Below are 17,427 nucleotides of genomic sequence, written 5' to 3'. Positions count from 1 at the left end.
CCAGATCAAACCGCGTACTTTTTCATCAAGCCCGGCACATCCAAAATCAGCGCGATTTTACCGTCGCCGGTAATAGTCGCTCCCGCCAGCCCTTCCAGACCGTGTAATTTGGCGCCTAACGCTTTGATTACCACCTCTTCCTGGCCGATTAACTGATCCACCACAAATCCGATATGACGGCCGCCGGCATTGACCACGACGACGTGGCTAGTGGCTTGGACTTCGCTGCTGGCGTAATAATCCTTAACCAACCATTCGCTGAGATAGAACAAAGGCAAGGCCTTGTTCCTGACCATAACCACCAACTGGCCGTCCACCTTGTTAGTTTTACTCAGATCCAAATCCAGAATTTCCAACACGCTGGCCAGCGGCAAAGCAAACGCCTGACCGCGCAACTTCACCATCAGCGTCGGCATGATCGCCAACGTCAACGGTACTTTGATAATGATCGTGCTGCCCTTGCCTTCGACCGAATCGATTTCGACCACACCGTTCATTTGCGCGATCCGGGTTTTTACGACATCCATACCGACACCGCGGCCGGAAACGTCGGAAATTTCGTTCTTGGTGGAAAATCCGGGCAGAAAAATCAGGTTGTAACATTCCTTATCGTCCAGTCGCGCGGCAGACTCTTCATCCATCAGGCCTTTTTCTACGACTTTAGCCCGCAACAAATCCGGATTCATGCCTTTACCGTCGTCCTTAATCGATAGTTGGATGTGATCGCCTTCTTGCGAGGCTTTCAGGATCACAACGCCCTCGCGCGGCTTGCCTTTTGCCTCCCGCTCATCCGGCGACTCGATACCGTGATCGACGGCGTTTCTGACCAGATGCACCAACGGATCGGCCAAAGCTTCGACCAGATTTTTATCAAGATCGGTTTCTTCCCCGACCAGCTCCAAGCGAATTTCCTTTCTTAGGCTGCGCGCCAAGTCGCGCACGACGCGCGGAAAACGGCCGAACACTTTTTTGATCGGCTGCATGCGGGTTTTCATCACCGCCAATTGCAAATCGGCGGTCACCACGTCCAAATTGGATATCGCCTTGGACAACTGTTCGCCGGCCTCGGCGTTGGCCTTTAAGGTCTGGAACCGATTACGCACCAACACCAATTCCCCTACCATATTCATGATGTCGTCCAGGATCTGGGTGTCGACCCTCACGGTAGTGTCGGCTTGCGGTGCGGCCTTGGCTTTATCCAGGCCTGGGTCCATCGCTGTAGCCTTGTTGGTCGGACGTTCGGCATCGTCGGCAGCTACCGGAGTAACCGCAACCGGCTCAGGTTTGGCTCGAGCGGCTGGCTTGGCAACAACCGGCTCAGCAGGCGGCTCTGCGCTCGGCGTATCCTCGCTGCGCAGCTCAGCGGCGGGAGCTGTGGATACATCGATAGTTTGCAGATTGGCGGCATCGAATTTACCTTTGCCGTGCAATTGATCAAGGATCTGATCGAACTCGTGTTCAGTGATGTCGCCGGAGTCGGCCGCCGGAGTACTTGGCTGCGGCTCTGTCGCAGTTTCGACGCCACCCGAAAACTTGCCTTTTCCATGCAATTCATCGAGCAAATTTTCAAATTCTTCTTCGGTTATTTCGTCGTCGGCAGCTGCTGGAGCGGATACGGCGGGTTGCGTTTTTGCCGTCGGCGAGCCGCCTTTACCGTGCAACGCATCCAATAAATTTTCAAACTCTTGTTCGGTAATCTCGTCGGAATCGGCTGCCGATTCGTCGCCGGCCAACAACTCCTCCGGATCCAGCATGGCGTCGAAATCCTGCATCGCAGAGCTTTGCGCGACAATCGGCGGCACCGGCTCCACGGGCGTTTCAACGGCTACCGCCATCTCCCCCGGTCCGGCAGGCTCGGCGTAAGCCTTCAAACGGGTCAACAGGCCTTTGTCCGCAGGTCTGGGTGCATTGCCGGATCGGACCTGGCCGAACATTTCGTTGACGATATCAACCACTTGCAGGATCACGTCCATCAAATCCGGCGTAACTTGGCGATCGCCCTGCCGCAATACGTTAAATACATCTTCAGCATTGTGGCAAACATCCACCAATTCGCTAATCGCCAGAAATCCCGCACCGCCTTTAATCGTATGAAAGCCTCGAAAAATCGCATTCAGTAAATCCAGATCGTCGGGCGACTGTTCCAGCTCAACCAGCTGCTCGCCCAGCAAATCCAGAATTTCTCCGGCCTCAACCAGAAAATCCTGCAAAATTTCATCGTCCAGATCGATCGCCATAACGTTTTTCCTCAAAAACCTAGACTAGACAATAAGTCATCGACATCGACCTGGCTCGTCGCAACATCGCCCTCTCTATCATCCACACCTGGCACCACCGGCCCCGGCAATTCGTTCTCGTGGGCCGACTTCTGCGGACTTGGCCCGACTTTACGGCTGGAAATTTTGATCAGATTGACCATGCTGTTTTCCAGATCCTGCACCAAATCGATAACACGGCGAATGATTTGGCCGGTGATGTCCTGGAACCCTTGAGCCATCAAGATGTCGTTCAAGCCCGCCTGAATTTTGTCCAGTTCCAGCCGCGACTGATTGAAATACTGGCTCAAATCGGCGCTCATGGCCTTGAATTCGTCGAACGGCATTTCCCGATCGAGAAAACGGTTCCATTGTCCCGCCAGTTGATTGACCCGATTACTCAATTCGTCCGAAACCGGCAGCAGTTCTTCCACCGCCGTCAAGGTTTGGTTAGCGGCCTGTTCGGTCATCGCAATGACATACTGCAAGCGCTCCTTGGCATCCGGTATGTCGTGCTCGGTCATTTCGGTAATCTTCGAATCGACCGAGAAACTCACCATGGTGTCGTGCAATTGCCGAGTCAAGCGCCCGACTTCCTGGAACAACTGCGTCTCTCTGACGCCGGCAACCTGATCCAGAATCTGGTCGGCAGTCGCTTCGTCACCTTTTTCCAAGGCTGAAACCAGTTCCCGGGCCAATTGCAATAGCTCATTATTCATAGCGCGCTTCCTGGTGTTAGCCGTCGATACGTTCGAAAATCTTTTCGATTTTTTCTTTCAACGTCGCAGCCGTAAACGGTTTGATCACATACCCGTTTACGCCAGCTTGCGCAGCCATGATGATCTGCTCGCGTTTGGCTTCGGCGGTCACCATCAGAACAGGGAGATTGGCCAGACTCGGCGTCGATCTGACCGCCTTAAGCAGGTCTATGCCGGTCATACCGGGCATATTCCAGTCGGTAATCAGGAAATCGATCCCGCCTTTTTCCAAAATTGGCAGCGCGGATTTACCGTCGTCCGCTTCTACCGTGTTGGTAAAACCGAGATCTTTTAACAAGTTTTTTACTATTCTCCGCATTGTCGAAAAATCGTCGACAATCAGAATGCGCATATTTTTATCCAAGGAAAATCTCCACCCAGATCACATTATTTATTAAGAAACAACCAGGCAAATTGCCGAAACTCACGAAAAAAACCTTGAAATAACCGCAATTTAGCAGGACTTTTCATTATCTTTCCGTTCTATCCAATCCGCAAGCCTAGCACGCAAGCGCAACATGGCTTGGCTGCAGATTTGGCTGACTCTCGACTCGCTGACATCGAGAACCTTGCCGATCTCACGTAAATTTAGCTCTTCATCGTAATAAAGCGAGATCACCAGACGTTCCCGCTCCGGCAATTCCGCTATCGCTTTGGCCAAGGCCTTGCGAAAACTCTGCTGTAACAATAGTTCATCCGGCTGGTGATGGCCTTGAACATCGTCGATGATACTGTCTTCGCCCTGGATCAATTCTTCGACGCTAAAGGTCTTACAAGACACTGCGTCCTGCAAAATCTGGTGGTATTCGCCCAGATCGATCCCCATATGCTTGGCGACTTCGGCATCCTTGGCGTCGCGTCCCAAGGAATTCTCAAGCTCGCGTATAGCTTCCGCAACCATGCGCGCCTTTTTATGTACGGAACGCGGGGTCCAGTCCGAGCGGCGCAATTCGTCCAGCATCGCACCGCGAATCCGAATGCCGGCATAGGTCTCGAAGCTGGCACCCTGGCCGGCGTCGTAATGTTTCAGCGCCTCCAGCAACCCCAGCATGCCGGATTGGATCAAATCGTCGAGCTGTACCGTATCCGGCAAGCGGCCCATCAAGTGGTAGGCAATCCGTTTTACCAATGGCGTATGCTGCGCCACTAAAGCGTCAATATTTGCGGACTGTACGGCCGCATACATTGCCGCTCCACTCATGCAACGTCCTCTTTTGCGCTGTACTGGATCATGCGTTCGACAAAAAACTCCAAGTAGCCGCCAGCTTTCGGTTTGATCGGCCAATGGTCGATCTTTCTCGCCAAATTTTTGATTGCCAGTGCCGCTTTGCTTTGCGGAAATGCTTCCACCACCGGCACCTGTTTTTGCACCGATTTTTTCAAGTATTCGTCTTGCGGCACCGCGCCGACAAATTGCAAAGCCACGTCCAGGTAGCGGTCGGTCACCTTGCTCAATTTATTGAACAACGCCTGGCCGTGCTCTGCCGACTGCACCATGTTGGTAATAATGTGAAAGCTGTTTAAACCGTAGTCTCGGTTCAGCAATTTGATATAAGCATAGGCGTCGGCCAGCGAAGTCGGTTCGTCGCAAACCACGACGATAATTTCCTGGCAGGCGCGGGCGAAATTGACCACGCTGGCCGAAATGCCGGCCGCGGTATCGACAATCAGCACGTCCAGTTCTCTATCGATCTCGCTGAACGCGCGAATTACACCGGCCTGCTCGACACTGGACAGATCCGACATACGTTGTATCCCGGAAGACGCCGGAATAATTTTCAGCCCGGCAGGACCGGTCATCATGATGTCTTGCAAGCTTTTCTCGCCGTTCAGTACGTGCGACAAGTTAAATTCCGGAAACAGGCCCAATAGAATGTCTACGTTGGCCAATCCCATATCGGCATCGAGTATGGCGACCCGCCGGCCGATCTTGGCCAGCGCCACGCCAATATTCACGGAAAGGTTGGTTTTGCCTACCCCGCCCTTGCCGCTAGTCACGGCGATCACTCGTACCGGTTTCATATGTCTCATCTGTCTTATTCCAGCTGCTTGATCGAATGGCTTATGCATGGCTTTCCGCCAACCACTCGCCGTAATTCAATTCGCCGCCATACGGACTGTCGCCTTCGCTACCGCTCATGCACTGCCGAATCAAGGTGTCGGCTTCCGGCTGATAAATATCCTCCGGTACTTGTTGGCCATCGGTAATAAACGACACCGGCATCCGCCGTTCGATAACAGCCGACAACGCAGTTCCCTTACTGACAGCCTCGTCCATCTTGGTAAGTATAGTCGCTTGTGGCTCGAGTATTCGGAACGCATCCATAATTTCCAGCATTGCTTTGTATTGCGTCGTTGCCGACATCACCAGGTAAGAACGGATCGGCAAATCGCCGTGTTGTAGAGTTTTCAGCTGTTCGGCCAACCGCATATCGCGCTGACTCATGCCGGCCGTATCGATCAAAATCAGGCGTTTGTCGGCAAAGCTATCGATGTGCCGACGCAACTCTTCCGCATCGCCGGCCACTCGCACCGGGACATCCAGAATTCTGCCGTAGGTGTTAATTTGCTCATGAGCCCCGATCCGGTAATTATCGGTGGTGATCAATGCGATTTGGCGGGAGCCGTGCTTTAGAATGAATTGTGCCGCCAATTTGGCGACAGTCGTGGTTTTGCCGACGCCGGTAGAGCCGACCAACGCCGCGATACCGCCTTGCTCCAGCAAGCGATCGTCGGCAATCGGCACCAGCCCGGCCAACATTTCTCTGGCCTTATCCATCGCCAACTCGAGGTTTTTATGGCTACCCAGGCGGTTGGCAATTTTGCCGGACAAATGTCTGGAGAAACCGTAGTCACCCAGACGTTCGCGCAATTCCTCGTGCATGGTCTGACCATGCTGCGGCATTTGCATGACGATACCGGACAGCTTGGCGTCCAACATACTGCGCAGTTCCTTCATTTCCTGGCGCATTTCGTGGATGAATTTGTCCGGCGCAGTGGCTTGAACCGGCCGCGGATCGAGCGGCGCCGGTTTCAATTTCGGGTCGGCGCCGGCCCAAGCCGGTTTTTCCGCAGGACGGACTTTTTCAGCTATTTTCTGCGCCTGACTATTGCCGACCTGGAGTTTTTCAGCGTAGCCGATGTACTGGTCCATGTGGCGTCGAATCGGATTTTCCGGCAGCGAACCGTCCGCATTACGTTTTCTGGCGCTGGGCAACACATGTAACGGTTTTTTGTCACCATCGAAATCGGGCAAATCGACTTTCTTCGGTTCGCGCACCGGCGCCGGCGCCGGCGCCTTTTCTTCCTCGCGCTGTTTCAGATTCCGGTGGATCACCTGCTCGTCGAAATCGCGGGCCGCCACGATTTCGACACCGCCGTCCACCGACTTGTTGGACATAATCACCGCATCGGCGCCCAATTCTTCTTTGACCATGCGCATGGCCTGCCGTATGTCTGCTGCAAAAAAGCGTTTTATTTTCATTGCGCAACCTCTGTTTTATTAACGCTGCCCCACTGTCGAAACCACCCTGATCTGCCGATCTTGGGGAATTTCGTTATAAGCCAGCACATGTAGCCCCGGTATCGAATGGCGAACGAAGCGAGCCAACCAAGGACGGATGAAGGAAGACACCAGCAAAACCGGTGCTTGCCCTTCCATTTCCATCCGCTGCGCACTGTCCTCCAGGGATTTGTGCATCTGCTCGGCCAGACCCGGCTCCAAGCCGGCCCCGCTCTCGCCCGCCGTTTGCAATGACTTATGCAATATCTGTTCCAATCCTGGATCGAGGGTAATAACAGGAATTTCAACCTGTACCCCATTGATTTCATGCACAATTGACCGGCCTAACGAGGCACGCACCGCCGAAGTTAAGATGTCCGGATCTTGACTCTTGACCCCGTACTCCGCCAAAGTTTCGGCGATCGTGCGCATATCCCGAATCGAGACCCGCTCTTGCAGCAGGTTTTGCAACACTTTTACCAACACGCCCAACGGCAGGGTTTTCGGCACCAAATCCTCGACCAACTTCGGCGCCAGCTTGGCCAGGTTATCCAGTAACTGCTGCGCCTCTTCGTAACCGAACAGTTCGTGGGCATTGCTTTGCAAGACATGGCTGAGATGAGTGGCGACGACGGTGCTCGGATCGACCACTGTGTAACCCAGAGTCTGCGCCTGGTCTTTTTGATTGCCGTCTATCCAGACCGCATCCAAACCGAAAGCCGGGTCCTTGCAAGGCGCACCAGGCAAACTGCCGAACACCCGACCGGGGTTAATCGCCATTTCTTTTTCCGGCATGATATTGGCCTCGCCGACGCTGACCCCCATCAACGAAATCCGGTATTCCGTGGGCGCCAGATCCAGGTTGTCGCGAATATGTACCGACGGAATCAGGAACCCGAGTTCTTGCGACAATTTCTTGCGCACGCCTTTGATCCGCATCATCAACTGGCCGCCCTGGTTGCGGTCCACCAGCGGAATCAGCCGGTAGCCAACCTCTAAACCGATCGCGTCGACCGGCATCACATCGTCCCATCCGAGCTCTTTGATTTCGGTCTTAGCCGCTTGCGGCGAGGCGATATTCACCGCCGCCAAGGCGGTTTCCTCCTCCAATTTGCGGCGGCGATCAATCAAATAAGCGCCGCCGGCCAAAGTCGACGCCAGCAGGATGAATACCAAATTGGGCATGCCGGGAATGATGCCGAGCAAGCCCATCACTGCCGCGGTGACCAACAGGGTTTTCGGGTCCTCGAACATCTGCGAGGTCAATTGCTTGCCGATGTCCTGTTTGGCGCCGCGTACCCTGGTTACGACCATCGCCGCGGCCACCGACAGTAACAAGGACGGAATCTGGGCGACCAAGCCGTCGCCAATCGTCAACAACACATAGACGTTGGCCGCATCGGAGAAACTCATGCCGTGTTGGCCAACACCGATCGCCAACCCGCCGATCATGTTAACGAACATGATGATGATGCCGGCCACCGCATCGCCGCGCACGAATTTGCTGGCACCGTCCATAGAACCGTAGAAGTCGGCCTCGGCGGCCACCTCTTCGCGCCGGGCCCGGGCTTCGTCCTGATTGATCAGGCCGGAATTCAAGTCCGCGTCGATCGCCATTTGCTTGCCGGGCATCGCGTCCAGGGTAAACCGCGCGCTGACTTCGGCCACCCGCCCGGCACCCTTGGTCACCACCATGAAATTGATCACGATCAGGATCACAAACACGACGATACCGACTGCAAAATTGCCACCGATCACGAACGAGCCGAACGCCTCGATCACTTTGCCGGCCGCATCGCCGCCCTCGTGGCCGCGAATCAGCACAACCCTGGTCGACGCCACGTTCAACGCCAACCGCAGCAACGTCGCGATCAGAATCACGGTCGGAAACGAGGCGAATTCCAACGGCTTCAGGGTGTAAACCACCACCAGCAGGATAATCAGCGAAAACGCGATGTTGAAGGTAAAAAACAGGTCCAGCACGAACGGCGGTAGCGGCAGGATCAACAGCGACAACAGCATGATGATCAGCAGCGGCGCACCCAGGCCGAGGCCGGTGACCATTTTCAAGGCATTGGTTAATTTGCTGAAATCCATAACGGGCTCGGTAAGGCGCTATTGTTTGAAATCATCGGGCACCGGGACGTCGCCCGGCGGCACCGGCTTGATCCAGCCGTATTGAGAGGAAGCGCGTAATTGGTAAACATAGGCCAATACCTGCGCGACCGCCAAAAACAGGCCGCGCGGGATTTCCCGGTTCAAATCGGTGGAATAGTACAAAGCGCGGGCCAACGACGGCGCCGCTACCAGCGGCACTTTGGCGCCTATCGCCAACTGCCGGATCTGCGCGGCAATCAAATCGACGCCTTTGGCGACCAGCACCGGCGCTCCGTTGCCGCTCTGTTCGTATTTCAATGCAACAGCAAAATGGGTCGGATTGGTAACGATGACATCCGCACTGGGAACTGCGTCCATCATCCGCCGTTGCGCCGCTTCCATTTGCAGCCGCCGTTGCCGGCCTTTGACCTCCGGACTGCCCTCCTGCTCCTTGGATTCGTCGCGGACTTCCTGCTTGGTCATTTTCAGTTGCCGCTGGTAATTCCACAGTTGGTAAGGCGCATCCAACATCACCAGCAACACGAACGTGGCGCTTAAAATCAGCAGCGAGACCGATATCATTTCGCCGGCCTGCTGCACCGACTGCGCAATCGGCAGCCTGCTCAATGCCATGAATTCGTCGAAATTCCATTTGAACAGATTCCACGCCACCAGCGCCACCAATACGGTCTTCAACACCGCCTTGACCAATTCGACCACACCCTGGACGCCGAGAATTTTTTTGACACCGGCCAAAGGATTCAATTTGGCGAAATTAAAGGCAAAGCCTTCGCTGGTAAAGTTCCAGCCGCCCAACAGCGTCGCCGCCAGCAAATCGAAAACCGCCAACACCGCCAAGAACGGCAGAATGATCCAAACGCCGTCGGCAAAAGCCGTTTTTAGGTAGGTGGTCAAGGTCACCGGGTCGAAAATTTGCTCGCGCGATACTCGCAGCGGCCGCTTCATCACCTCCAACAAACCATGCCACATGCCCTGGCCGGCATAAAAGAACAGCGCCGAACTGACCATCAGCGTGACAAAGGTATTCAGTTCTTTGGAGCGGGGAACCTGGCCTTTTTTACGCGAGTCGGTTAGCCGCTTGCCGGTGGGGTCTTCGGTTTTGTCCTGACCGGATTCTTCCGCCACTTACTGCAACCTCAACAACTCGTTCACCAACGCGAAGCCCTGGTGCAACATATCGGCGAAGACTTCCAGCAAGGTCGGTAATCCTACCCAAATCAAGACCATCCCCAACATGATGGTTACCGGAAAGCCGACGCCGAAAATCTGCAATTGCGGCGCAGCTTTGGAAGCCACGCCAAAACTGATATTGACGAACAGCAACGCTGCCATCACCGGCATTGCCAACAATAAGCCATCGGCGAATATGGTGCCGCCCCATAACGCCACCCGCCACAAATCGGCTTTTCCGATTCCGGTTGCCGCAATCGGCAGAGTATGGAAGCTTTGCGCCAGCATTTCGATCAACAGCAAATGACCGTCCACGGCCAAAAACAACAGACTGCCGCTGATCACGAACAATTGCGCCACGACCGGGACTTGCACGCCCGAGACCGGATCGACCATCGAGGCGAAGCCAAGCCCCATGCTGTAGGCGATGGCCTGACCGGCGAACAGCATGATTGAAAACACCATTTGCAGAATGAAGCCGGCAGTAGCGCCCAGGGCAACCTGTTGGACGGCGACCAGTAAACCTTGGTAACCGAATACGTCGATTGTCGGCATGGTCGGCAAAGTCGGAAATATCGCCAAAGTGATCAGCAGGCTGGCGATCACGCGGACCCGGGCCGGCAAGGCGTTAACGCTGAAAACCGGGATGGTGATGAACATCGAACTAATGCGAAAGAATGGCCAGATGAAACCGGCGAGATAGCCCAATATCTCGTTTTCGGTGACGTTCATCCGATCAAGGAGGGAATATCGCGCATCAAGTCCTGGAAATAATCGATCAGCATTTGCAGCATCCCCGGACCCGCAATCATTAGTACCACGATAATCGCGACCAACTTGGGGATGAAGGTCAGAGTCTGCTCCTGGATCGAGGTTGCCGCCTGAAACATCGAAACCAGCAAGCCCACGACCAGGGAAGCGATCAATATCGGCCCCATCAGTTTCAGGCCGATCAATACCGTGTCCTGCGCTACGTTTGAGATCGTTTCCGGAGTCACATTCAGGCCTACACGTAAAAACTGGCCGCCAGCATTTCCATGACCATGGTCCAACCGTCGGCCAGCACGAACAACATGATTTTAAACGGCAAGGACACGATCATAGGCGACAGCATCATCATCCCCATCGACATCAGTACGCTGGCCACAACCAGATCGATCACCAGAAACGGCAGGAAAATCAGAAAGCCGATCTGAAATGCGGTTTTCAATTCACTGGTGACATATGCCGGCACCAACAACGAAAACGGCACGTCTTCGGGTTTGTTGATTTGCTCGCGGCCGGATATCCGGACGAAGGTATCCAAATCCGCCTCGCGCGTTTGCTTTAACATGAATTGTTTGAAAGGTTCCGACGCCTTTTGCAACGCGGTGACTGCATCGATCTTTTCTTCCAGGTAAGGCTGTACCGCGGTTTCGTTCACCTTGTCCAGCACCGGGGTCATAATGAAAATCGTCAGGAATAACGACAACCCCAGCAAGACTTGGTTGCTGGGAGCTTGCGCTGCGCCAATCGCCTGCCGCAATAGCCCCAACACGATCATGACCCGGGTAAACGCGGTCATTGACAACAATAACGCCGGCAGCAGCGTCAATAGCGTCATCAGCGCCAAAATCTGGATTGTGACCGTATAGGTTTCGCCGCCTTTGGAATTACTGGTCACCGTAATCGCATCCACACCGGGCACCGCCTGCACCCCCGCAGCCCACAGTAATCCGCAGCCTCCCAGCAAAACCAAAATCAGCTTACTAGGCCCGTTCATCAGCTTTACTTTGCATGGCTTGCAATAATTTCTTCGCAAACGGGCTGACACTTTGCGGGTCGGACTGGTCGGCGAATAAGCGTTGCTCGCCTTCCAACTCGAGTAATTTGTCGATACGGCCGCTGCTGACACCTAACAATAATTCTTTTTCGCCGACGCGGACCAAAATCAGCTTTTCCCTCAAGCCCAGTGACAGCCCAGCCAGTACCGCTAATTTGTTTTTGCCGGTAAAACCCAATCCCCCGGTTTTTTTCAGCGCCCAGGCCAACGACAAAAACAGCGCCAACACCAACAGCAAGGCCAACACCCATTGCGCCACGTCCGCTGAGGTCACGAGTTTGGCCCCCGCCTTGGGCGCGGTGGGCAAGTCTTCGGCCCAAGCACAGGACACCAGCCCCATCGCAAATATCAACCTTGCCAGACTTTGCACAATACTCAACCCAGTTTTCGCACCCGTTCCGAAGGGCTGATAATATCGGTCAAACGGATACCGAATTTGTCGTTTACCACAACCACCTCGCCGTGGGCCACAAGCGTCCCGTTAACCAGCACGTCCATCGGTTCTCCCGCGAAACGGTCCAATTCCACTACCGAACCCTGGTTAAGCTGCAACAGGTTACGGATATTGATCTTGGTTCTGCCGATTTCCAGCGACACGGTAACCGGCACATCCAAAATTACGTCCAGCTTCACCTCTTCGCCGCCAGCGGTCGGCTTGGGCTTACTGTCGCCCAAGTCCGGAAATTCGGCGGTGGAATAGCCGCTTGACCCCTTCGACACAGCCGCTTGTTCCTTCAAGGCATCGCCCCAATCCGCTTCCGCTTCGGCTTCCGCCTGCTCGTTCATGGCCGCGGCCCAATCGTCACCAATTTCGTCGTTCTCGCTCATCTCAATCCCTTCCCATGTCTCAAATATTATCGAGCGTCATTTTGTCAATAATTTCAATAGCATAATTGCCATCCGACAAGCCTAGCTTACCGCGAAATACCGGCACGTTCTCAACCTCCAACAACACGGTCTCCGGCAATTCGATCGGTATTACATCGCCTTTTTTAAGCGCGATGACTTCGCTGATAAACATTTCTTTTTCAACTAATTTGCTGTTCAATGTGACTTCGCTACGCATGATTTCGACCCGTAACGATTCCTGCCAACGACCATCGACTTCTCCTCGGTCGCTGGTGACAGCGTCTAATAACTCTCTGATCGGCTCAATCATCGAATACGGCATCGCGATGTTGATGTCGCCGCCGCCGCCCTCCAATTCCACGTGTATCGTCGATATGACTACGATCTCGGAAGGGCTGACGATATTGGCAAATTGCGGGTTTACTTCGGAATTAATGTATTCGAACTCGACATCCATCACCGGCTTCCAGGCTTCAGCCAAGTCCTTGAAAATCATGTCGATAATCAAGCGGATGATCCGCATCTCGGTAGGCGTGAACTCGCGACCTTCGACCTTGTTGTAAAACTGGCCGCCACCGCCAAAAAAGTTATCCACGGCAGTGAATACCAAGCGCGGTTCCATCACAATCAACGCCCGGCCGCGCAATGGCGACATCCTGATCACGTTCAAATTGGTCGGAACGAACAAACCCTGAATGAATTCGGAAAACTTCTGTACCTGTATCCCGGATACCGATATCTCGGCCGCACGGCGCAAAAAGTTAAACAATGCGATACGGAAATGGCGAGCGAAACGCTCGTTGACCATTTCCAAGGTCGGCATCCTGCCGCGAACGATTCGTTCTTGGCTATTGAAATCGTAAAGTCTGGTCGCCCCGCGACCGCGTTCGTCGTCGTCGGCCGCCGTTTCGACATCGCCGTCGTCTACGCCGTGCAGCAGCGCATCAATTTCATCCTGGGAGAGTAAATCGGCGGTAGACATTTATTGCATTATGAAATCAGTGAAATAGACTTCTTTAAGCGTATTCTTGCCTGCCATCTTTTCCAAAACCTTGCCAATCTCTTGTTGCATCATTGCCCGCAATTCCTGCTTACCTTCCAATGTCTTCGCTTTGTCGGCACCCACCGAGCTAATGACCATCAGTAAATTGTTCCGGATCATCGGCTCGTGTTTTTTCATGGCTTCTATGCTGGCTTCGCCTTTGGTTAAAACGGTCAGCGAAATTTTGATGACCCGGGCACTCGCCCCGCTCGGATAGTCGACCAGTAGGGGGGTAGGAAACGCATAATACACATCGGGCTCGGCCGGCTTGTCGTGATCCGTTTCGGCTTCATGCGCGGACGACTCGGCATGTTTATCCTCGCCATGTTTTGCCTCGGCCGCTTCTTTGCCATTCTCGGCCGGTTTGGCCAAGAAAAAATAAGCGGCTCCACCGCCACCCAACGCCAAGACAACCACCGCAATAATGATTATCAGTTTTTTGGATGATTTTTTTCCTTCGTCTTTTCCTTGAGTTTCAGCCATTTTTCACCTTTTTTACTCTTAAAGCACAACGCATGCCACGTTATTGGTCAAACCGAAAACCAAGAGTATGCCGACTCAGTGTTTTTCGATCATACAAGAAAAATCATGGTTTTAGAATGATAGTATAGTCGGCCGAACGAATACGGCGAGGCTACAAAACCGAATTTAGCGTGCTGAGACAGCATGGACTGACGGAACGGATCGTCAACAATTTGACTAATTGCCAACGACGAGTAAGCGGGAAGCTGCAAAAGCAGAATGCTTTTGCAGCTGGATAGCACTTGTTACAAAGAGTTGACGGCGTTCAGTTCTTGGAACGCTTGCTGCAGACGGACAACCATGCCTTCTTGGCCGGCGCGTTGCCATACTCGAGGATCATAGTATTTTTTGTTCGGCTTATCGGCGCCTTCCGGATTGCCGATTTGGCCTTGCAAATAGCCTTCGTTCTTCTTGTAATAGTTCATTACACCTTCCCATGAAGCCCATTGGGTATCGGTGTCGATATTCATTTTGACGACACCATAGCTGATGGATTCTTTGATTTCCTCCGGAGAAGAACCCGAGCCGCCGTGGAAGACAAAGGTCAATGAGTTATTCGGCAGGCCGAATTTTTCGGACACGTATTTTTGCGAGTTGTCCAAAATTTTTGGGGTCAGTTTAACGTTACCGGGCGAGTACACGCCGTGAACATTACCGAATGATGCGGCAATGGTGAAGCGGTGGCTGATTTTGCTCAAGCGCTCGTAAGCGTAGGCAACATCCTCCGGTTGGGTGTACAACGCAGAGTGGTCCATGCCGCTGTTATCGACGCCGTCTTCTTCGCCGCCGGTGCAACCCAATTCGATTTCCAGCGTCATGCCCATTTTCGACATGCGCTCCAGATATTTACCGCAAATTTCGATATTTTCTTCCAGGCTTTCTTCGGAAAGATCCAACATGTGCGAGCTGAATAGCGGTTTGCCGGTCGCTGCGAAATGTCTTTCACCTTCATCCAGCATACCGTCTACCCAAGGCAGCAATTTTTTAGCGGCATGGTCGGTATGTAAAATCACAGGCACGCCATAGAGTTCCGCCATCCGGTGAACATGGTGCGCGCCGGAGATTGCACCGTGAATCGAACAGCCTTGGCCTTCCAATTTCAAGCCTTTGCCGGCAACAAACGCCGCACCGCCGTTGGAAAACTGGACGATAACAGGTGATTTGGCTTTGGCCGCCGCTTCTAAAACGGAGTTAATGGTATCGGTGCTGATTACGTTAACCGCTGGCAGTGCAAATTTGTTTTCTTTGCAGATCGCAAAGACTTTTTGCACATCTTCACCGGTGACGACGCCAGGTTTTACTACATCTAAAATTTTTGCCATGAATTTTACCTATATAACAATGAACAAAGGCCGCGTACTCGATTCGGCGGCCTTGCATATCAACTTAAGTCGCGCACAACATTGATTGTGCGCGATTACAGCGCTTACGCTTCCAGCGCCGCCAAACGGTCGGCCAACAATTTCTCTAGAGTTTCCAATGCCTTGGCGAAACCGTCGATACCTTCTTTCAATTTCTCATTTGCCATGCGGTTTTCTTCGTGCATACGCTCGAAAGTCGCTTTATCAACACTGATTTTCTCGATAGAAGCGGACGCAGCTTTGGCCGGATCCAGTTTGCGCGGCAGTTCGCCTTCAACAGATTGCAGCTCAGCCAGCAAGGAAGGCGCAATGGTCAACAAATCGCAACCAGCCAGTTCGGTAATTTCGCCGAGGTTACGGAAGCTTGCACCCATTACTTCAGTCTTATAGCCGAATTTTTTGTAATAGTTGTAAACTTCAGTTACCGACAAGACACCTGGATCTTCAGCCGGTGCGTAAGAATCGCGACCGGTGTCTTTTTTGTACCAGTCCAGGATACGGCCGACGAAAGGCGAGATCAGCTGAATACCGTTTTCAGCGCACGCGATCGCTTGATGCATGCCAAACAGCAGGGTGAGGTTGGTGTGAATGTTTTCCTTTTCCAGCACCGCGGCAGCTTGAATGCCTTCCCAAGTCGCAGCGATCTTGATCAGAATCCGTTTCTCGGTGTCGATACCGGCAGCTTTATACTGAGCGATAATGTCGCGAGCCTTGGCCAGAGTACCTTCGGTGTCGTAAGACAAACGAGCGTCAACTTCGGTTGAAACGCGGCCTTCAATGATTTCCAGTATTTTTAAACCGAATGAAACCGCCAGACGATCGAAAGCCAAGGAAGCGACTTCCGCAGGAGAAGCGCTAGCGCCCAAAGTTGCGCGAGCCGATTTCAAGGTATCGTCGACGATGCCTTGATATTGTGGCATTTGTGCTGCAGCGGTAATCAAAGATGGGTTGGTAGTCGCATCGCGCGGCTTGAAAGTTTCGATTGCTTGAATGTCGCCGGTGTCGGCCACCACGACAGTCATTTCACGAAGTTGTTCTAATAAGTTTTTTGCCATAAAAATATCCTCGGTTAATGTATTCCCTTTGCGTCGGCAAAACCGTTGCTGAACTGGAACGCTTCAGCTACCGATTCGCACTTGATGCTTGATGGGGAGTTTTTCCAAAATTGGGTATATGAGACTGAATCGCCACTTGACATATTTTGAGGCCATTCGGCTCTCCAAAACACGCTAAGTGGCGATTCCGCAGATAACGGCGGGACAATCATCCCACCGGACTTCTACCTAAGAATAATTCGCGATAAATTACACTTTATCGCGCAAATACTTTTCCACGCCTGTGGCTTTCGCCGCAGCGCCTTCTCTGTCCTTGATGATTTGCTTCGCCATATATTTAGCAACACCGGTTGCAGGAGTGGAGTCTTGTTTCTCCAAATACTTAGCAACGCCGGTTTTATTAATACCCAGTCTGTCGATATATTTTTCGACGCCTGTAGAGCCGCTAGCATCGCCGTAAGTCGCGTCTGAACCACCGCCGGATGCGGAACCGGCTCCACCTTTCTTGTTAAACAGGAAGAAGCCAACAGCGGCCAAGGCGACCAAGCCCAACAAACTGTTGTTGGACGAACCTTTTTCTCCGGCACTTGAACTTACCTCCTCGCTAGCGTCGCTGCTCGCTGCCGACGCAGACGATGCGGAAGACGAACGGGCACCAAGTGCTTGCGGAGCGGTCTTATCGTGTTTATAAGCCGAGTCGCTGAAAACTACTTTGGGCTGGAAATTGGTCGCAGGATAATTTGGATCGTTTTCTACGACTTCTACAGCTTTAGCAGCCGGCGCAGGCGCGGCTGCTTTAGCGGCGGGAGCTGCTTCCGGTTTGTAATCCGGATTGGTATACAGAACTTTTGGCTGATAATCAGCCGCCGGATAATCCGACTCTGCCATTGCTACGGAACTGGTCAGCAATAACGCCGCCATTACGCCTTTTGTCAATTCATTCATTTTCACGTCTTTCACCTATAGCTGTTGG

18 protein-coding genes are annotated in these 17,427 nt (G+C 53.2%); all 18 read right to left on the bottom strand.

Annotation, left to right across the window (positions count from 1 at the left end; all coding sequences use genetic code 11):
* Positions 1–5 precede the first annotated feature (5 nt).
* The 18 genes from ACH518_RS07295 to ACH518_RS07210 all read right to left on the bottom strand — a co-directional run bounded on the left by ACH518_RS07295 (position 6) and on the right by ACH518_RS07210 (position 17,399).
* Positions 6–2,237: a chemotaxis protein CheW gene (locus ACH518_RS07295; RefSeq protein WP_445372421.1), complete on the bottom strand. Its 2,232-nt coding sequence runs from the start codon at positions 2,235–2,237 to the stop codon at positions 6–8.
* 11 nt (positions 2,238–2,248) lie between these two features.
* Positions 2,249–2,974, bottom strand: a complete 726-nt coding sequence (locus ACH518_RS07290) for a protein phosphatase CheZ (protein ID WP_445372420.1) — start codon at positions 2,972–2,974, stop codon at positions 2,249–2,251.
* A 16-nt stretch (positions 2,975–2,990) separates the two neighbouring features.
* Positions 2,991–3,365, bottom strand: coding sequence for a chemotaxis response regulator CheY (locus ACH518_RS07285; RefSeq protein WP_445372419.1), 375 nt, complete (start codon positions 3,363–3,365; stop codon positions 2,991–2,993).
* 102 nt (positions 3,366–3,467) lie between these two features.
* Positions 3,468–4,214, bottom strand: coding sequence for an RNA polymerase sigma factor FliA (locus ACH518_RS07280; protein WP_445372418.1), 747 nt, complete (start codon positions 4,212–4,214; stop codon positions 3,468–3,470).
* Positions 4,211–5,044: a MinD/ParA family protein gene (locus ACH518_RS07275; RefSeq protein ID WP_222101925.1), complete on the bottom strand. Its 834-nt coding sequence runs from the start codon at positions 5,042–5,044 to the stop codon at positions 4,211–4,213. Before ACH518_RS07275 ends, ACH518_RS07280 begins: the two co-directional genes overlap by 4 nt.
* Before the next feature lie 31 nt (positions 5,045–5,075).
* Positions 5,076–6,497: a flagellar biosynthesis protein FlhF gene (gene flhF, locus ACH518_RS07270; protein WP_445372417.1), complete on the bottom strand. Its 1,422-nt coding sequence runs from the start codon at positions 6,495–6,497 to the stop codon at positions 5,076–5,078.
* Between the two features lie 18 nt (positions 6,498–6,515).
* On the bottom strand, positions 6,516–8,612 hold the full coding sequence (gene flhA, locus ACH518_RS07265; protein ID WP_445372416.1) for a flagellar biosynthesis protein FlhA: 2,097 nt from the start codon (positions 8,610–8,612) through the stop codon (positions 6,516–6,518).
* Between the two features lie 18 nt (positions 8,613–8,630).
* Positions 8,631–9,758, bottom strand: coding sequence for a flagellar biosynthesis protein FlhB (flhB, locus tag ACH518_RS07260; RefSeq protein ID WP_445372415.1), 1,128 nt, complete (start codon positions 9,756–9,758; stop codon positions 8,631–8,633).
* Positions 9,759–10,535 carry a flagellar biosynthetic protein FliR gene (gene fliR / locus ACH518_RS07255; protein WP_445372414.1) on the bottom strand — a complete coding sequence of 259 codons (777 nt, stop codon included), beginning with the start codon at positions 10,533–10,535 and terminating at the stop codon, positions 9,759–9,761.
* The gene (fliQ, locus tag ACH518_RS07250) at positions 10,532–10,801 is read right to left on the bottom strand and encodes a flagellar biosynthesis protein FliQ (RefSeq protein WP_445372413.1); all 270 of its coding nucleotides are present in this window, start codon (positions 10,799–10,801) and stop codon (positions 10,532–10,534) included. Before fliQ ends, fliR begins: the two co-directional genes overlap by 4 nt.
* An 8-nt stretch (positions 10,802–10,809) precedes the next feature.
* Positions 10,810–11,565: a flagellar type III secretion system pore protein FliP gene (fliP, locus tag ACH518_RS07245; protein WP_445372412.1), complete on the bottom strand. Its 756-nt coding sequence runs from the start codon at positions 11,563–11,565 to the stop codon at positions 10,810–10,812.
* On the bottom strand, positions 11,552–11,995 hold the full coding sequence (fliO, locus tag ACH518_RS07240; protein ID WP_445372978.1) for a flagellar biosynthetic protein FliO: 444 nt from the start codon (positions 11,993–11,995) through the stop codon (positions 11,552–11,554). Before fliO ends, fliP begins: the two co-directional genes overlap by 14 nt.
* A gap of 5 nt (positions 11,996–12,000) precedes the next feature.
* Positions 12,001–12,453 (bottom strand): flagellar motor switch protein FliN, encoded by a 453-nt coding sequence (gene fliN, locus ACH518_RS07235; RefSeq protein ID WP_140913617.1) that lies wholly within the window; start codon positions 12,451–12,453, stop codon positions 12,001–12,003.
* Positions 12,454–12,472: 19 nt separating this feature from the next.
* Positions 12,473–13,456 (bottom strand): flagellar motor switch protein FliM, encoded by a 984-nt coding sequence (gene fliM / locus ACH518_RS07230; protein ID WP_140913616.1) that lies wholly within the window; start codon positions 13,454–13,456, stop codon positions 12,473–12,475.
* Positions 13,457–13,999 carry a flagellar basal body-associated FliL family protein gene (locus tag ACH518_RS07225; protein WP_445372411.1) on the bottom strand — a complete coding sequence of 181 codons (543 nt, stop codon included), beginning with the start codon at positions 13,997–13,999 and terminating at the stop codon, positions 13,457–13,459.
* Positions 14,000–14,283: 284 nt separating this feature from the next.
* On the bottom strand, positions 14,284–15,360 hold the full coding sequence (fbaA, locus tag ACH518_RS07220) for a class II fructose-bisphosphate aldolase (protein ID WP_140913614.1): 1,077 nt from the start codon (positions 15,358–15,360) through the stop codon (positions 14,284–14,286).
* Positions 15,361–15,464: 104 nt separating this feature from the next.
* Positions 15,465–16,454 (bottom strand): transaldolase, encoded by a 990-nt coding sequence (locus ACH518_RS07215; protein WP_445372410.1) that lies wholly within the window; start codon positions 16,452–16,454, stop codon positions 15,465–15,467.
* 249 nt (positions 16,455–16,703) lie between these two features.
* Positions 16,704–17,399, bottom strand: coding sequence for an LPXTG cell wall anchor domain-containing protein (locus tag ACH518_RS07210; RefSeq protein ID WP_445372977.1), 696 nt, complete (start codon positions 17,397–17,399; stop codon positions 16,704–16,706).
* Between the last annotated feature and the right edge of the window lie 28 nt (positions 17,400–17,427).

This window comes from Methylomonas sp. HW2-6 (assembly GCF_052474525.1).
The sequence above is the reverse complement of the archived record's forward strand: the minus strand, read 5'-3'. Positions and strand labels throughout refer to the sequence as shown.